The 13865-nt window shown below is 67.4% G+C and carries 12 protein-coding genes and 1 tRNA gene; 7 read left to right on the plus strand and 6 right to left on the minus strand.

The genetic code is table 11. From position 1 onward, the window contains the following. Positions 1-23: 23 nt before the first annotated feature. The 4 genes from Q8L83_RS15970 to Q8L83_RS15985 all read left to right on the plus strand — a co-directional run bounded on the left by Q8L83_RS15970 (position 24) and on the right by Q8L83_RS15985 (position 2866). Positions 24-740 (plus strand): DUF969 domain-containing protein, encoded by a 717-nt coding sequence (locus Q8L83_RS15970; RefSeq protein WP_305288668.1) that lies wholly within the window; start codon positions 24-26, stop codon positions 738-740. Next, positions 737-1705: a DUF979 domain-containing protein gene (locus Q8L83_RS15975; RefSeq protein WP_305288670.1), complete on the plus strand. Its 969-nt coding sequence runs from the start codon at positions 737-739 to the stop codon at positions 1703-1705. Before Q8L83_RS15970 ends, Q8L83_RS15975 begins: the two co-directional genes overlap by 4 nt. Positions 1706-1707: 2 nt before the next feature. Continuing rightward, positions 1708-2751, plus strand: coding sequence for a DUF2891 domain-containing protein (locus Q8L83_RS15980; RefSeq protein WP_305288672.1), 1044 nt, complete (start codon positions 1708-1710; stop codon positions 2749-2751). Between the two features lie 39 nt (positions 2752-2790). Beyond that, a tRNA-Thr gene (locus tag Q8L83_RS15985) sits at positions 2791-2866 on the plus strand. Between the two features lie 10 nt (positions 2867-2876). On the opposite strand, the gene Q8L83_RS15990 is transcribed toward Q8L83_RS15985, so the two are convergent. Continuing rightward, complete coding sequence (locus Q8L83_RS15990) at positions 2877-4748, minus strand: ferrous iron transporter B (protein ID WP_305288674.1); 1872 nt, start codon at positions 4746-4748, stop codon at positions 2877-2879. Further along, on the minus strand, positions 4748-5056 hold the full coding sequence (locus tag Q8L83_RS15995; RefSeq protein WP_305288676.1) for a FeoA family protein: 309 nt from the start codon (positions 5054-5056) through the stop codon (positions 4748-4750). The genes Q8L83_RS15990 and Q8L83_RS15995 overlap by 1 nt, the downstream gene beginning before the upstream one ends. 149 nt (positions 5057-5205) lie before the next feature. Here Q8L83_RS15995 and Q8L83_RS16000 point away from each other — a divergent pair, with 149 nt between their 5' ends. Further along, positions 5206-5697: a cytochrome c family protein gene (locus Q8L83_RS16000; protein WP_305288678.1), complete on the plus strand. Its 492-nt coding sequence runs from the start codon at positions 5206-5208 to the stop codon at positions 5695-5697. A gap of 3 nt (positions 5698-5700) precedes the next feature. Here Q8L83_RS16000 and Q8L83_RS16005 read toward each other — a convergent pair whose 3' ends face one another. The 4 genes from Q8L83_RS16005 to Q8L83_RS16020 all read right to left on the minus strand — a co-directional run bounded on the left by Q8L83_RS16005 (position 5701) and on the right by Q8L83_RS16020 (position 11699). Beyond that, complete coding sequence (locus Q8L83_RS16005; protein ID WP_305288853.1) at positions 5701-8913, minus strand: efflux RND transporter permease subunit; 3213 nt, start codon at positions 8911-8913, stop codon at positions 5701-5703. Next, the gene (locus Q8L83_RS16010; RefSeq protein ID WP_305288680.1) at positions 8913-10037 is read right to left on the minus strand and encodes an efflux RND transporter periplasmic adaptor subunit; all 1125 of its coding nucleotides are present in this window, start codon (positions 10035-10037) and stop codon (positions 8913-8915) included. Before Q8L83_RS16010 ends, Q8L83_RS16005 begins: the two co-directional genes overlap by 1 nt. Before the next feature lie 124 nt (positions 10038-10161). After that, positions 10162-10938: a hypothetical protein gene (locus Q8L83_RS16015; RefSeq protein ID WP_305288682.1), complete on the minus strand. Its 777-nt coding sequence runs from the start codon at positions 10936-10938 to the stop codon at positions 10162-10164. Then, entirely contained in the window at positions 10935-11699 is a 765-nt protein-coding gene (locus tag Q8L83_RS16020; protein ID WP_305288684.1) for a class II aldolase/adducin family protein, read from the minus strand. Before Q8L83_RS16020 ends, Q8L83_RS16015 begins: the two co-directional genes overlap by 4 nt. A gap of 107 nt (positions 11700-11806) precedes the next feature. Here Q8L83_RS16020 and Q8L83_RS16025 point away from each other — a divergent pair, with 107 nt between their 5' ends. Next, positions 11807-12985 (plus strand): DUF2336 domain-containing protein, encoded by a 1179-nt coding sequence (locus Q8L83_RS16025; protein WP_305288686.1) that lies wholly within the window; start codon positions 11807-11809, stop codon positions 12983-12985. Between the two features lie 31 nt (positions 12986-13016). Beyond that, complete coding sequence (locus Q8L83_RS16030) at positions 13017-13799, plus strand: NAD kinase (RefSeq protein ID WP_305288688.1); 783 nt, start codon at positions 13017-13019, stop codon at positions 13797-13799. The last annotated feature ends 66 nt before the right edge of the window (positions 13800-13865 follow it).

Genomic DNA, 13865 nt, shown 5'->3' on the forward strand with positions numbered 1-13865 from the left:
ACCAACAGGACGGGGACGGGCGTATGTGGGTTCTTCTGGGCATAGCGGTGCTGGTCGCCGGCTTCGTGGCGCGGCTGAATCCGCTGGCGGTCATCCTCGCCGCCGCCGTCGTGACCGGGGTCGCCGCCGTGATCGTGCCGGGCGTCGGCGTCGCCGAACTGGGTCAGGCGGCGCTCGATACCATCTCGGCCTTCGGCAAGGCCTTCAACGACTATCGCTACATCAGCGTGATCTGGCTGGTGCTGCCGTTGATCGGCCTGCTCGAGCGCTACGGCCTGCAGGAACGGGCGCGCATCCTGATCTCCAAGGCGCGGGGGGCCACGACCGGCCGTATCCTGCTGGCCTATTTCGTGCTGCGCCAGATCAGCGCCGCCCTCGGCCAGACCAAGCTGGGCGGCCACCCGCAGATGGTCCGCCCGCTGGTCGCCCCGATGGCCGAGGCGGCGGCCGAAACGCGCCTCGGCCCCCTGCCCGATGCGGTCCGCTATCGCATCCGCGCCCACGCCGCGGCGGTCGACAACATCGCCCTGTTTTTTGGCGAGGACATCTTCATCGCCATCGCCTCGATCCTGCTCATCAAAGGCTTCCTTGAGGCCTACGGCATCATGGTCGAACCCCTGCAGCTTTCGGTCTGGGCCATCCCCACCGCCATTGCGGCCCTGCTGGTGCACGGGACACGGCTGGTCATGCTGGACCGGTCCCTGGCCCGCCAGATGACCGAGGCGGAGGCCGGCCAATGATCACCCTGCAGTGGCTCTACATCTTCGCCGGCCTGACCTTCGCCGCCTTCTCGGTGCTCAGCATCGCCGACCCCGCCAATCCAAAGCGACTGGGCAACACCGCCTTCTGGGGGCTTCTGGCGGTCAGCTTCCTCTTCGGCTCCTACCTGTCCGACCTCGCCAACGGCCTGCTGGTCGTGGCCCTGGCAGTGATCGCGGGCTTCAAGCTGCTGGGTCAGGGCAAACCGGTCACAACCCCGCCCGAGGCGCGCCAGGCCAGCGCCGAACGGCGCGGCGACTGGCTGTTCGTGCCAGCCCTGTTGATCCCCATCGTCGCCCTGCTGGGCGCTCTGGTGCTCGACAAGACCGTCATCTTCGGCGTCCCGCTGTTCGGCCCGGAACAGCCGACCCTGATCGCGCTCGGCCTCGGCGTGGTCGCCGGCCTGACCCTGGCCATGGTCTGGCTGAAGCCGCCGCTGCTGGCCCCGCTGCAGGAGGGCCGCCGACTGATGGATTCCGTCGGCTGGGCCGGCGTTCTGCCCCAGATGCTGGCGTCGCTGGGCGCGGTGTTCGTCATCGCCGGCGTCGGCGATCGCATCGGCGAGCTGTTCACCACCTATCTGCCGCTGGATCACCGGCTGCTGGCGGTGATCGCCTATTGCGTCGGCATGGCCGTGTTCACCTTCATCATGGGCAACGCCTTCGCCGCCTTCCCGGTGATGACTGCCGCCGTCGGCCTGCCCATCGTGGTGCTCCAGTTCGGCGGCAATCCGGCGATTGTCTGCGCCATCGGCATGCTGGCCGGCTTCTGCGGCACCCTGACCACGCCGATGGCGGCCAATTTCAACGTGGTGCCCGCCGCCCTGCTGGACCTGCCCGACCGCGAGGCCCCCTTCAACGGTGTCATCCGGGTGCAGATCCCGACCGCGGCCACCATCCTGATCGTCAACATCACCCTGATGTATTTCCTGGCCTTCCGGTTCTGATGATGGCCCGTACGCTCGACGCCGCCACCGCCTCCCGTTTCGCCGCCGCCGCCCTCGGCCATGTGACGCGCGAATATCCCAACAAGATGGATCATGTCCTCGCGGGACCCGAGGACGTACAGGGCCCCCGTGCCCTGCACCCGATCTTCTTCGGCAGCTACGACTGGCATTCCTGCGTCCATGGCTGGTGGACCCTGTTCACCCTCGTGCGGCTCTATCCGGACATGCCCGAGGCGGCCCGGATCGCGGCATTGGCCGACGAGCTGTTCACTGCGGACAACGTCGCCGCCGAAACCGCCTATCTGGAGCGTCCGGGCAGCCGGGGATTCGAACGCCCCTATGGCTGGGCCTGGCTGTTGATGCTGGCGGCGGAAATGAACCGCCCCGACGCCGCAGCGGACGGGAGATGGTCAGCCGTAATCCGCCCGCTGGCCGCTGCCTTCGCCGAACGCTTCAAAGACTTCCTGCCGCTCGCGACCTATCCGGTCCGGGTCGGCACCCATTTCAACACCGCCTTCGCCCTGCGTCTGACCTCGGAGGCCGCCGGGGTTCTCCGCGACCACGATCTCGTTGGGCTCTGCGACGAGCGTGTTCTTGCCTGGTATCTCTCCGACCAGGACTGCCAGGCCTGGGAGCCGTCCCAGGACGAATTCCTGTCTCCCGCCCTGATGGAGGCCGCCGTGATGCAGCACATCCTGCCCTATGGCGAGTTTGCGGGCTGGTTGGACGGCTTCCTGCCCCGGCTGGCCCGGCGCGAGCCCGCCACCCTGTTCCAGCCCGCCAGCGTCAGCGACCGCTCCGACGGCAAGATCGCCCACCTCGACGGACTGAACCTGAGCCGGGCCTGGTGCTGGCGCGAGATCGCCGCGGCCCTGCCGGCCGACGACCCCCGCCGCCCGATCGCGCTTGAGGCCGCGGATGTTCACCTCGACGCGGCGCTGCCCCACGTCACCGGTGACTATATGGGCGAGCACTGGCTGGCCAGTTTCGCCCTGCTGGCGCTGCTGGCCTCCGACGGCTCTGTCCAGACCACGACTTGCGCCTGACGCCCGACGCCAGCATAAGGGCGACCCGTCATCGCGGACGCCGGTTTAGCTCAGTTGGTAGAGCGCCAGTTTTGTAAACTGGATGTCGCGGGTTCGAATCCTGCAACCGGCACCAGCGCCCGCGGTCAGCCCCCGCCGAGCGCGACAGCGACCCGATACACGACGAAGGCCGCCAGATAGGCCAGGGCGAACATGTAGACGACCATCACCCACATCCATTTCCACGAGTTCAGCTCGCGCTTGACCACGCCCAGGGTCGCCACGCACTGCGGTGCGAAGACGTACCAGGCGAGGAAGGCCAGACCGGTCGCCAGCGACCACTGGGCGGCCAGGGTCGCGCCGAGCAGGCTGGTCGCGCTCTCGGGATCGGCGACGGCATAGACCGTACCCAGCGCCGCCACCGCGACCTCCCGGGCCGCCATGCCCGGCACCAGGGCGATGACCATCTGCCAGTTGAAGCCGATGGGGGCGAAGATCGGCTCCAGGGCGTGGCCGATCATGCCCGCGAAACTGTAATCGATGGCCGGAAGGGTCGCGCCTTCCGGAGGATAGGGGAAGGTCGCCAGCGCCCAGACGATGACCATCAGCGGCAGGATGATCCGTCCCGCCCGCTCGAGGAAGATCCGAGCCCGGACCCACAGATTGAACAGCACGCTCATCGGGTCCGGAGCCTTGTAGGCCGGAAGTTCCATCATGAAGGGTTCGACCGCCCCCCTCCAGAACACCCTGCGAATGACGAAGGACACCGCCAGGGCGCTGATGATGCCTGCGGCGTAGAGACCGAACATCACCAGCCCCTGCAGGCTGGCGAAGCCCCAGACCGTCTGGTTCGGAATGAAGGCCGCAATGATCAGGGTGTAGACCGGAATCCGCGCCGAACAGGTCATCAGCGGGGCCACCATGATTGTGGTCAGGCGGTCGCGCTTGGAATCGATCACCCGCGCCGCCATAATTCCCGGGATGGCGCAGGCAAAGCTGCTGAGCAGGGGGATGAAGGCCCGTCCGTGCAGGCCAGCGCCGCCCATGATCTTGTCCATCAGGAACGCGGCCCGCGCCATATAGCCGAAGTCCTCCAGCATCAGGATGAACAGGAACAGGATCAGGATCTGCGGCAGGAAGACCAGTACGCTACCGACACCGGATATCAGGCCGTCGACGATCAGACTCTGCCAGATGCCGTCGGGCATCACCGCCGCCACCCAGCCGCCCAGCATGCCGAGGCTGGCCTCGATTCCGTCCATGAAGGGCGTGGCCCAGGAGAAGACGGCCTGGAACATGACGAACAGCAGCGCCATCAGGATCAACAGTCCGCCGACCGGGTGCAGCAGGATGGAGTCGATCCGCCCCGTCAGGGTGTCGGGCCGTTCCGGCGGGCGGACGCAGGCCTTCATGATCCGCTCGGACTCGCGCGCCGCGCCGCGAAGAGCTTCGGCGTCCGGCACCGTCCAGGCATTTTCGCCGGTGGTGTCAAGGGCACCTGCCGCCGTGTCGATAGCAGCGATCAGGTCGTCGATTCCGCGCCGGCGCGTCGCCGTTGTCGGCACGATCGGCAGGCCCAGTTCGGCAGACAGTCGTTCCAGATCGATCCGGAGGCCCTGACGCTGGGCGATGTCATACATGTTGAGGGCCAGCACCATCGGGCGGCCGACAGCCTTCAACTCCAGCACCAGCCGCAGCACCAGCCGCAGATTGGTGGCGTCCGCCACCACGGCGATCACGTCCGGCGTTTCCTCGCCGGCCAGCTTGCCCAATACCGCGTCGCGGGTGACTTCCTCGTCCGGGCTGCGGGCGCGCAGGGAATAGGTTCCGGGCAGGTCCAGCACCGACATCGCCCGGCCCGTCGACGAACGTATTTGGCCTTCCTTCCGCTCGACCGTAACGCCGGCGTAGTTGGCGACCTTCTGGTGGGCACCGGTCAGTGCGTTGAACAGGGCGGTCTTGCCGCTGTTCGGATTGCCGACGAGCGCGATCCGCGCGCTCCGCACCGCCATATCCATCAGGCGGCGACCTCTTCTGTCACGAACTGGGCTTCGGCAGCCCGGATCGGCTCGAATCTGACGGTCAGGCTGGCGGCCTCATGGCGACGCAGCGCAACCCGCATGTCGTCGACCTTCATCGCGATGGGATCGCGGCCAAACAGGCCTTCATGGAGCAACTCGACCCGTGCCCCCTCGACAAAGCCCAACTCCAGCAGACGTCGCTCCAGCTCCATCGCGTGCTCATCATGGTGGCAGTGATCGCCGACCTGGACGATGACACCATGATCGCCCTGTCGGGCCTGGCTGAGTTTGCGGGTATCGGACATGAAGCTCGTGAACATTCGGTGCGGGCAATCCGCTTGTTGACACTGATTATCAGGTGCGACTGGCATTCGTCCAGTCCGACATCTCGCCGCAGACGGTTGCCCGTTGTCATGGTTGGGCTATCACAGGCCCACACCTCCGGAGACCGCCGATGCGCCGCCCTGCCCTGATCGTCCTCGCCGCCGTCGCCTTGGCCGGCTGTAGCCAGGAACAGGGTTCGGATGCGAGCGTGCCCGCCGCCCCGGCCAGGCCCGCGCCAACCGCGGAAGAAAAGGTGGCGCTGCTGACAGGCCTGCCCGCGCCCTGGAATGCAGGCGATCTCGACAACGGCCGTCGCGCCTTCGCGCGTTGCCGGTCATGCCACACCATCACCGAGGGCGGACCGAACATGACCGGCCCCAACCTCTACGGCGTATTCGGACGTGAGGTGGGCATCCACCCCGGCTTCAACTATTCGTCCGCGATGGCGGAGGCGGACTTCATCTGGGACGGGGAGCGGCTGGACCACTGGCTGGAGAACCCGCGCACCTTCCTGCGGGGCACCAAGATGAGCTTCGCGGGCATCCCCGATCCGGAGGACCGCCGCGACGTGATCGCCTTCCTCAAGGTCGAGACCGGCTACACGCCGCCGCCGCAGCCCTGAGGCCTATTCCACCGCCGGAATGGGGGCATGGGCGGTGCGTTCCTGCGCCTCCCATTCCTCGATCTTGCGGGCGGTGTAATCGGGCGACTTGGTGAAGCGCGCCAGGGCCCCGTAGATCACCGGCACCACGAACAGGGTCAGCAGGGTCGCGAACATCGCTCCGGCAAAGATCACCACACCGATGGTCTGTCGGCTGCCGGCCCCCGCCCCCTGCCACAGCACCAGCGGCAGGGCACCGAAGGCGGTGGCGATCGAGGTCATGATGATCGGGCGCAGGCGCAGCGTCGAGGACTCGATGATGGCGTCATGGATCGATCGACCCTGATCGCGGAGCTGATTGGCGAATTCGACGATCAGGATGCCGTTCTTGGCCGCCACGCCGATCAGGATGATCAGTCCGATCTGGCTGTAGATGTTGAGGCTTGAGCCCGCCATCACCAGCCCGAACAGGCCCCCGGCCGCGGCGAGGGGCACGGTCAGCATGATCACCGCCGGAGTGATCCAGCTTTCAAACTGGGCAGCCAGCACCAGGAAGACCAGCAGCAAGGCCAGGCCGAAGGCTGCCGCGACGGCACCGCCGGCTTCCTGTTGGTCCCGCGCGGCCCCGCCCCATTCGGTATTGACCACACCCTGCGGCTGCTCCTGCGACACTTCCGTCAGGAACCGGGTGGCATCGGCGATGGTCATGCCGGGATTCAGGTCAGCGCTGAGAGTGATGGCCCGCTGGCGGTCGAGACGCCGCCGGTCAGGTGTGTCACCCGAGGTCTGGGTCGTGACCACCGCGGACAGGGGCACGAGTTGCCCGCTGCCGGTCGGCACATAAAGGGCCTCGAGGTCCGCCACTGTGCGGCGGTTCTCGCGTTCAGTCTGGAGGATGACGTCATACTCCTGGCCCCCGCGCAGATAGGTGGTCGCCCGCCGAGAGCCGAACATGGTCTCCAGCGTCCGCCCGATCGACTGGGCCGAAACGCCGAGCGCGGCCGCCTTTTCCGGATCCACATCGACCAGCAAACGGGGAGAGTTGGGTTCATAGTTCAGGCGCGGGCGGGAAAAGCCCGGGTTCTCGAGCGAGCGCGCCAGCACCGGCTGCAGCCAGCGGAAGATGTCCTCATATTCGCCACCGGTGACCACCATTTCGACCGCGTTGGAATTGCCGCCGCCGCGTTGGAAGGCCCCCGGCACCGAGGCGTTGACCTGGGCGTCTGTCTGGCTCCTGAGACGCCGGTTCAACTCCTGGGATATCTCATCGGCGGCCCGGTCCCGCTTGGACCAGTCGGCGAGAATCAGGACGGCGTTGCCCGAGTTGAAACTGCCACCCCCGAAGCCCGGCGCGGACACCAGATAGCTGTCGACCTCGCCGCTGGCCTTGTACTCGGCCAGAATGGGTTCGAGCCCCAGCATGACCCTGCGCGTAGTGTCGAAGCCCGCCCCTTCAGGTCCCTGGACCCGGACCGAGACCCGGCCCCGGTCTTCCGGGGGCACCAGTTCGTTGGGCAGGGTGAGGTACATGCCGGCGGCACCACCCGCGACCAGCAGGATCAGGCCCGCGACGCCCGCGACCGCGATCCGCCGGCCCAGCAGCGCCTGAAGGGAGTTGGCGTAGGAGTTCTTCAGCGCGTCCATGGCCCGGTCGACCTTGCGCGCCAGCCAGCCACTACCCGAGGCGGGTCTCAGAATGCGGGACGCCAGCATCGGCGACAGGCTGAGAGCGAGGAAGGCCGAAAAGGCCACCGCCGCGGCGATCGCCGCCGCCAGTTCGACAAACAGCCGACCGACATAGCCGGGCAGGAACAGCAGCGGCGCGAACACCGCCAGCAGAACGATGGTTGTGGCCACCACGGCGAAGAAGACCTGACGCGCACCGCGTTCGGCGGCCACGAGCGGCGGCTCGCCATGGTCGATGCGGCGTTGGATATTCTCGGTCACCACGATGGCGTCGTCGACCACCAGTCCGATGGCCAGCACCATGGCCAGCAGGGTCAGGAGGTTCAGGGAAAAGCCCAGCGGTGCGAGCACGATAAAGGTCGACAGCAGGCAGATCGGAGCCACGACGGTGGGAATGAAGGCCGCGCGCATACTGCCGAGGAAGACGAAATTGACCAGAGCGACCAGCACCAGCGAGATGCCGATGGTGATCCACACCTCATCGATGGCGTGCGAGGTGAAGACCGAGTTGTCCGACCCCACCACCAGTTCCGCGCCCTCGGGCAGGTTGGGCTGGATGGACTTCAGAAGTTCGGTGACGCCCGCGGAAATGGCCAGGTCATTGGATTGGGCCTGACGGGTGACGGCCAGGCCGATCTGGTCGAGGCCATTGCCCCGGAACAGCCGGCGATCCTCTTCAGGGGCTTCAACCACCCTGGCGATATCGCCGAGCCGGGTGACATAGGCCCCCTGTCCCTGGATCGCCCCCGACGCGCCACTGGGCAGGCCGACACTGCCCGTCGCGCCGGCCGTCACGGTCGGGGCAGAGCCGCGCGTCCCGATCGGCAACCGCCGGAAGTCCTCGGCAAAGGCGTAGTTCCGCGCCACGCGCACGGTGTAATTCTTCTCGCCCGATTCCAGCTGGCCGGCCGGAAGCTCGACGTTCTGGCTGGTCAGGGCGGTTTCAACGTCGGTGACCGTCAGTCCGCGCGCGGCCAGCGCCGCCGGGTCGAGCCAGATGCGCATCGAATAGCGCTGCTCGCCATAGATCTGCACCTGGGCCACCCCCGGCACCGTGGCCAGGCGGTCGATCAGATAGCGATCGGCGTAGTCGGTCAGCTCCAGCCGGTTCAGCTTCGACGAGCGCAGGAACAGGATCATGATCGGTTGGCTGTTGGTGTCCGCCTTGGCCACCTCCGGCGGATTGGCCTGGTTCGGCAGCCGGCCGACCACCCGCGAGACCCGGTCGCGCACGTCATTGGCGGCGTCGTCGATGTTGCGGCCCAGCGAAAACTCGATCGAGACGTTGGAGCGTCCGTCCCGGCTGGTCGAATTGATGCGTTCCACGCCCTGGATGCCGGCGATCTGCTGCTCGATCGGCTCGGTGATCCGGCTCTCGATCACCTCGGCCGATGCCCCGGCATAGCTGGTATTCACCGACACGATGGGCGGATCGACGTCCGGCAGTTCGCGCACGGGCAGGAAGAAGAACGCCGCGGCTCCGATGACGCACAGGGCGATGGCGGCCACCGCGGCGAAAACCGGGCGGCGGACGGCCAGATCGGAGAGCATCATCGAGCGGCGCTCTTGGCCGCGGCGGGCGGACCGCGACCGGCCACCGTGACCGGCGCGCCGGGCTGGATCCGGTTCAGCCCCGACCCGACGACCCGGTCTCCGGCGGCGAGGCCGGAAAGGATTTCGACATAGCCGCCCTCGACCGCGCCGGTCTCGACCTCGACGCGCTGCGCCGTCGTGCCGCGCGCGCCCGCGGCGATTCGATAGACGAAGGCACCCTGTCCTTCATACTGGACCGCACCCTCGGGTGCCGCGGGGGCCGTTCTCACGCCCTGCTGGATGGCCACGCGGATCGCCATGCCCGGCCGGATGCGCGCGCCGGGGTTGGGGATTTCGGCCCGTGCCGTCACCGAACGGGTCTGTTCGTTCACGCGGGTGTCGATCAGGGCGATGCGGCCGGGGAAGGTCGTGTCGCCATAGGCTTCGATCCGGCCCGAGATCGGCGTCCCGACCCGCAGCACCCCGAGGTACCGTTCCGGCACCGGAAAATCGACGCGGACGACATCAATGTCGTCGAGCGTGGTGATGACGCCGCCCGGACTGACCAGGGTGCCGGCCGTCACCGTGCTGAGCCCCAGTACGCCGGCAAAGGGGGCCCGGATCAACCGGTCGCCGCGCCGGGCCTCGGCCGCGGACAGCTGGGCCTGGGCGCTCTCAAGTCCGGTCAGGGCATCCTCAGCGCTCACCCGGGGCGCGATGCCGCGTTCGGCCAGGGCACTGAATCGGTCGTACTGGCGCTGGGCCTGGGCCACCTGGGCGCGGGCCTGGATAATCCCGGCGTCCTCCTCGCGCGCCTGCAGCTCGACGAGGGGAGCTCCCGCCCGGACGCGCTGGCCGTCGGTGAACAGGACCCGAGTGATCAGCTCGCTGGTGGAGGAGGTGATATTGACCGAGCGGCGGCCACGCGCGACGCCCAGCACCCGGATCTCGTCGGTGAAGGAGCGAACACCGATCACCGCTTCCGAGACCGTCTGTCCGCGCCCTCCGCCGGGCCCGCCCCGTCCGCCCGGACCGTCGCCGGCCTTCTCGTCACCGGCGAAGGCCACCCTCAGGACGACGGCCACAATCATCAGCCCCAGCAAGACTGCAGCGGCGACGATAAAGAAGTGGCGTTTGATCACGCGGCAGGCTCTCTGGAGATTGAACGAGCCGACTTAGCGGCTCTCGCCGTCGACGCAATCAAAGTTCATGTAACGGATGCTGTTTCCCTTTCCGTCGCCGGAAAGGCGTTCTGAAAGGCCGCGCTCAGAAGCGCCGCCAGAGCGCGATAACGGGTCCGCGGCTTTCCGGGGTCTCCCGGCCCGAGATCGCCTGGCGCCAACCGGCCTGTAAGCTCCAGTCGCCAAGATCGCGCACCACCGAAGCTTCGACAGACAGCCAGCGTGGGCCCCCCTCATCAGCTTGTCCGCCATAGGCCTGAGCCAACACCATCCAGTCCGCGTTGAGGTGCACCCCGGCGGTCGCATCGACCCGGGTTTCGTCCAGCAAGCCCTGTCGCATACGGCGCGCCGCCTGCAGGTCGACGAAAGAGCCGGTCAGGCCCCAGCGCCCGGAGCCGCCGAAGGAACGACCCACCGCCGCCCGTACCTCCCAGTCGTTGTCACCGATACCGGGCGCGGCATAGCCGGCGTTGCGCCCCTCCCCTCCGTCGGCATAGCCGACGTACAGGCTGACCGCCGAGCGCTCGGCACGCCACACCTGCCAGGTCACCCCGATCTCGGCGGGTCCCCGCCCCTCATAGTCGACAAAAGCATCCTCGCCCGACTGCCAGTCGCCCTTGAACTGCACCGTCAACCGGTCAGTGATGCCGTACTCCGCAAACACCCCCGCGACCGTGTCCCGGCGCTCCGCCGGAAGATCGGCGAGCAATCCATCCATGTCGAAGCCACGGTCGGCCCGCATGTCCTCAAATTTGGCGATCAGTTGGCCCTTGCCCCTGGCTTGCGTCCATGGGCCCGCGATGGCGGGCCCGGCGACCGCCAGAAGGGCCGTTGCGGCCAGAAGACCGCCGACCGGTTTCACACGTCGTAGCCCGGCGACTTGCGGTCGAGCATGCGCAGGGCCCCCGGCCAGGCCAGGGATGAAATAAAGCCGATGCCCTTGCCCTGCTCCCTTGTCTCCGCCTGGGCGGCGTCGGGGGCGAACAGGACATGCTCCCGGCCGCCGGACAGGGCCGCGACCTGCTGGGCACAGGCACGCTCAAGGAAGAACATGCCGATCCAGGCCGCCGCCGCCGTCTGGCCCACCGCGAGGGTACCGTGGTTGCGCAGCAGCATCAGCGGCTTGTCGCCCAGATCGGCCACCAGCCGCTCGCGCTCCTCATGGTTCAACGCCAGCCCCTCATAGCCGTGATAGGCGACCTGATGCTGCAGCAGGCAGGCGTTCTGACCGATAGGCAGCAGGCCCTCGGTCTGCGCCGCCACGCCGACACCGGCCACCGTGTGCAGGTGGATGACGAAACGAGCGTCCTCGCGTGCGGCGTGAACGGCCGAATGGATGGTGAAGCCGGCCGGATTGATGAAGCTGGTGGTGTCCTGAACGATGTTCCCGTCCAGATCGACCTTGACCAGGCAGGACGCCGTCATCTCCTCGAAATAGAAGCCGTACGGATTGATCAGAAAATGGTGTTCCGGCCCCGGCACCCGGGCCGAAATATGAGTGAAGATCATGTCGTCCCAGCCATGCAGGGCCACCAGGCGGTACAGGGCCGCCAGTTCGACGCGGACGGTCCACTCCGCCTCGGACACCCTGGATTTCAGGGAAGCAGCGGTGCCGTCGGCCATGGGAGCAGTCCTCGTTCTGATTGGCCACACACGCTCGACCCGTGTGAAGCCGACGTCAAGATTCAGCTTCCGTTAACCGCGTCTTAGTGGGCTCGGCCTAGCGTTGTATGGTCCGTCCCATCGTCGGCGCGTCGGAGACGCCTGTGGTTCTCGTCCAACTCGTGCCTGCCAGTCACGCCGCCGGCCCCACGCCGCGCCTCGGCGATCTGTTGGCGCTCGCCCACGACCCCAGTACCGAGGCCCGCCAGCGACTGCTGTTGGGTGTCGTGGCCCTGTGCGACGCCTGCCCGCCGTCTGTCGACGTTTCTCCGGTGCTCTGCGAGATATTTCTGACCCTGGCCCGTCAGGCTGAGCGCGACGTGCGCAAGGTGCTGTCCGAGAAGCTGGCTCACGCGGAATGGGCCCCCGCGGCGCTCGTCAACGTCCTCGCCCTCGACGAAATCGAAATCGCCCGACCGATCCTCGAGTTCAGTCCCATCCTGCAGGACGATGATCTGTTGCGTGTTCTGATCGAGGCGTCCCTCGAGCACCAGATCTCCGTCGCCCGCCGCCCGCAGATCAGCGGCCGTGTCGCCGACGCCGTGATCGACCGGGCGGAGCCCGCGGTGCTCATGGCCCTGACAACCAACCGCACTGCGGAGATCAGCACGGAAGGAGTCCGCCGGCTGGTCGAACACTCCCGCCGTATCGCCGCGCTGCGCGGCCCCCTGACCCGCCATCCGCTGCTTACCGAGGCCCTGGCCGAGCAGTTGTACGAGTGGGTTGGAACGGCCCTGCGTCAGGCGATTGCCACCCGCTTCACAATCGACGAGCAGGCCCTCGGCATAGCCGTTCGGGACGCCGTGCAAGGCGTGACCCGTCCCGCCGGTCATGAACAGAACCCGGAGGACCAGGGCGACCGCGACGAGATGGAGCGACGGCTGATCGACAAGCTGCAATCCGCCGGGCAGCTGCGCGCGGGTCTTCTTATCCGGGCCGTCCGCGAAAAGCGGCTGAGTCTGTTCTCTCACGGCCTGGCAGCCCTGGGCGGATTCTCCGTCGGTCAGGTGCGCTCCGCCCTGTCGGCACCCTCGCCGGAAGCCCTGTACTACGCCTGCGCCGCCGTCGGGATCGACCGCGCGGTGTTCCCGACCCTGCTGGTCGAGCTGCGCAAACTCAACGGGTCTCTGCCCGGGGATCGCGGGGAAGCGATCTGGCTGCGAGGCACCCTGTCGCAAGGCTCTGCGGCGCGGTCTTTCAAGGTTCTGTCCGGTGGTGATCACGGCCAACTGAAAACCGCCGTTTGACTTCGCCTTCCGGCTCGGCTTGCGTGTGGGCGTGACTGATCCTGCGCCGGCCCCCATCCGCATCGCCTTCGCCGCCTCGGATCGACCCGAGGCCCAGGCAGCCCGTGAGCGGCTGACCGCGCGATATGGCTCCGTCGAGCCGGACCAGGCCCAGGTTATTGTCGCCCTCGGTGGTGACGGTTTCATGCTCGAGACGCTTCACACCGTCATGGAACGACGGACCCCGGTGTTCGGCATGAACCGTGGCTCGGTCGGCTTCCTGATGAATGAGTTCGAGGAAGAAGGACTGCTGGAGCGGCTGGCGGGCGCGGGGCGCGCCGTCATCCACCCCCTGCAGATGGACGCCTGGACCGAAGCCGGCCAGGCGCACAGCGGCCTGGCGATCAATGAGGTCTCCCTGCTGCGTCAGACCCGCCAGAGCGCCAAGCTGCGGATCTCGGTCGACGGCCGCGTGCGGCTGGAGGAATTGTCCTGCGACGGCTGTATGCTGGCGACCGCGGCCGGGTCCACCGCCTACAATCTGTCGGCGCACGGCCCGATCATTCCGCTCGACTCCAGGGTGCTGGCATTGACACCGATCAGCGCCTTCCGGCCCCGGCGCTGGCGCGGTGCCCTGTTGCCCCATCAATCGAAGGTGTGTTTCGAGGTGCTGGAGCCCGACAAACGGCCCGTAAGCGCCACGGCCGATGATTTCGAGATCCGGCGTGTGGCCCGGGTCGAGGTCCGGGAACGCCGCGACATCGCCCTGACCATGCTCTTCGACGCCGGTCGGTCGTTCGAGGAGCGGGTTCTGGCAGAGCAGTTCACTTCCTGACGGTTGTGCACCGCTTTTTAAGGAGACCGGTGCAAGGGTTGGCTCAGTCCGTCCGCAGGAGTCATC

This window comes from Phenylobacterium sp. (assembly GCF_030680185.1).
Classification (GTDB): Bacteria; Pseudomonadota; Alphaproteobacteria; order Caulobacterales; family Caulobacteraceae; genus Phenylobacterium.

What these genes read in the sequence shown, in the direction of transcription:
- Q8L83_RS15970 (WP_305288668.1), top strand. Translation starts at nt 24, where the DNA reads ATGTGGGTTCTTCTGGGCATAGCGGTGCTGGTCGCCGGCTTCGTGGCG.
- Q8L83_RS15975 (WP_305288670.1), top strand. Translation starts at nt 737, where the DNA reads ATGATCACCCTGCAGTGGCTCTACATCTTCGCCGGCCTGACCTTCGCC.
- Q8L83_RS15980 (WP_305288672.1), top strand. Translation starts at nt 1,708, where the DNA reads ATGGCCCGTACGCTCGACGCCGCCACCGCCTCCCGTTTCGCCGCCGCC.
- Q8L83_RS15990 (WP_305288674.1), bottom strand. Translation starts at nt 4,748, where the DNA reads ATGGATATGGCGGTGCGGAGCGCGCGGATCGCGCTCGTCGGCAATCCG.
- Q8L83_RS15995 (WP_305288676.1), bottom strand. Translation starts at nt 5,056, where the DNA reads ATGTCCGATACCCGCAAACTCAGCCAGGCCCGACAGGGCGATCATGGT.
- Q8L83_RS16000 (WP_305288678.1), top strand. Translation starts at nt 5,206, where the DNA reads ATGCGCCGCCCTGCCCTGATCGTCCTCGCCGCCGTCGCCTTGGCCGGC.
- Q8L83_RS16005 (WP_305288853.1), bottom strand. Translation starts at nt 8,913, where the DNA reads ATGCTCTCCGATCTGGCCGTCCGCCGCCCGGTTTTCGCCGCGGTGGCC.
- Q8L83_RS16020 (WP_305288684.1), bottom strand. Translation starts at nt 11,699, where the DNA reads ATGGCCGACGGCACCGCTGCTTCCCTGAAATCCAGGGTGTCCGAGGCG.
- Q8L83_RS16025 (WP_305288686.1), top strand. Translation starts at nt 11,807, where the DNA reads ATGGTCCGTCCCATCGTCGGCGCGTCGGAGACGCCTGTGGTTCTCGTC.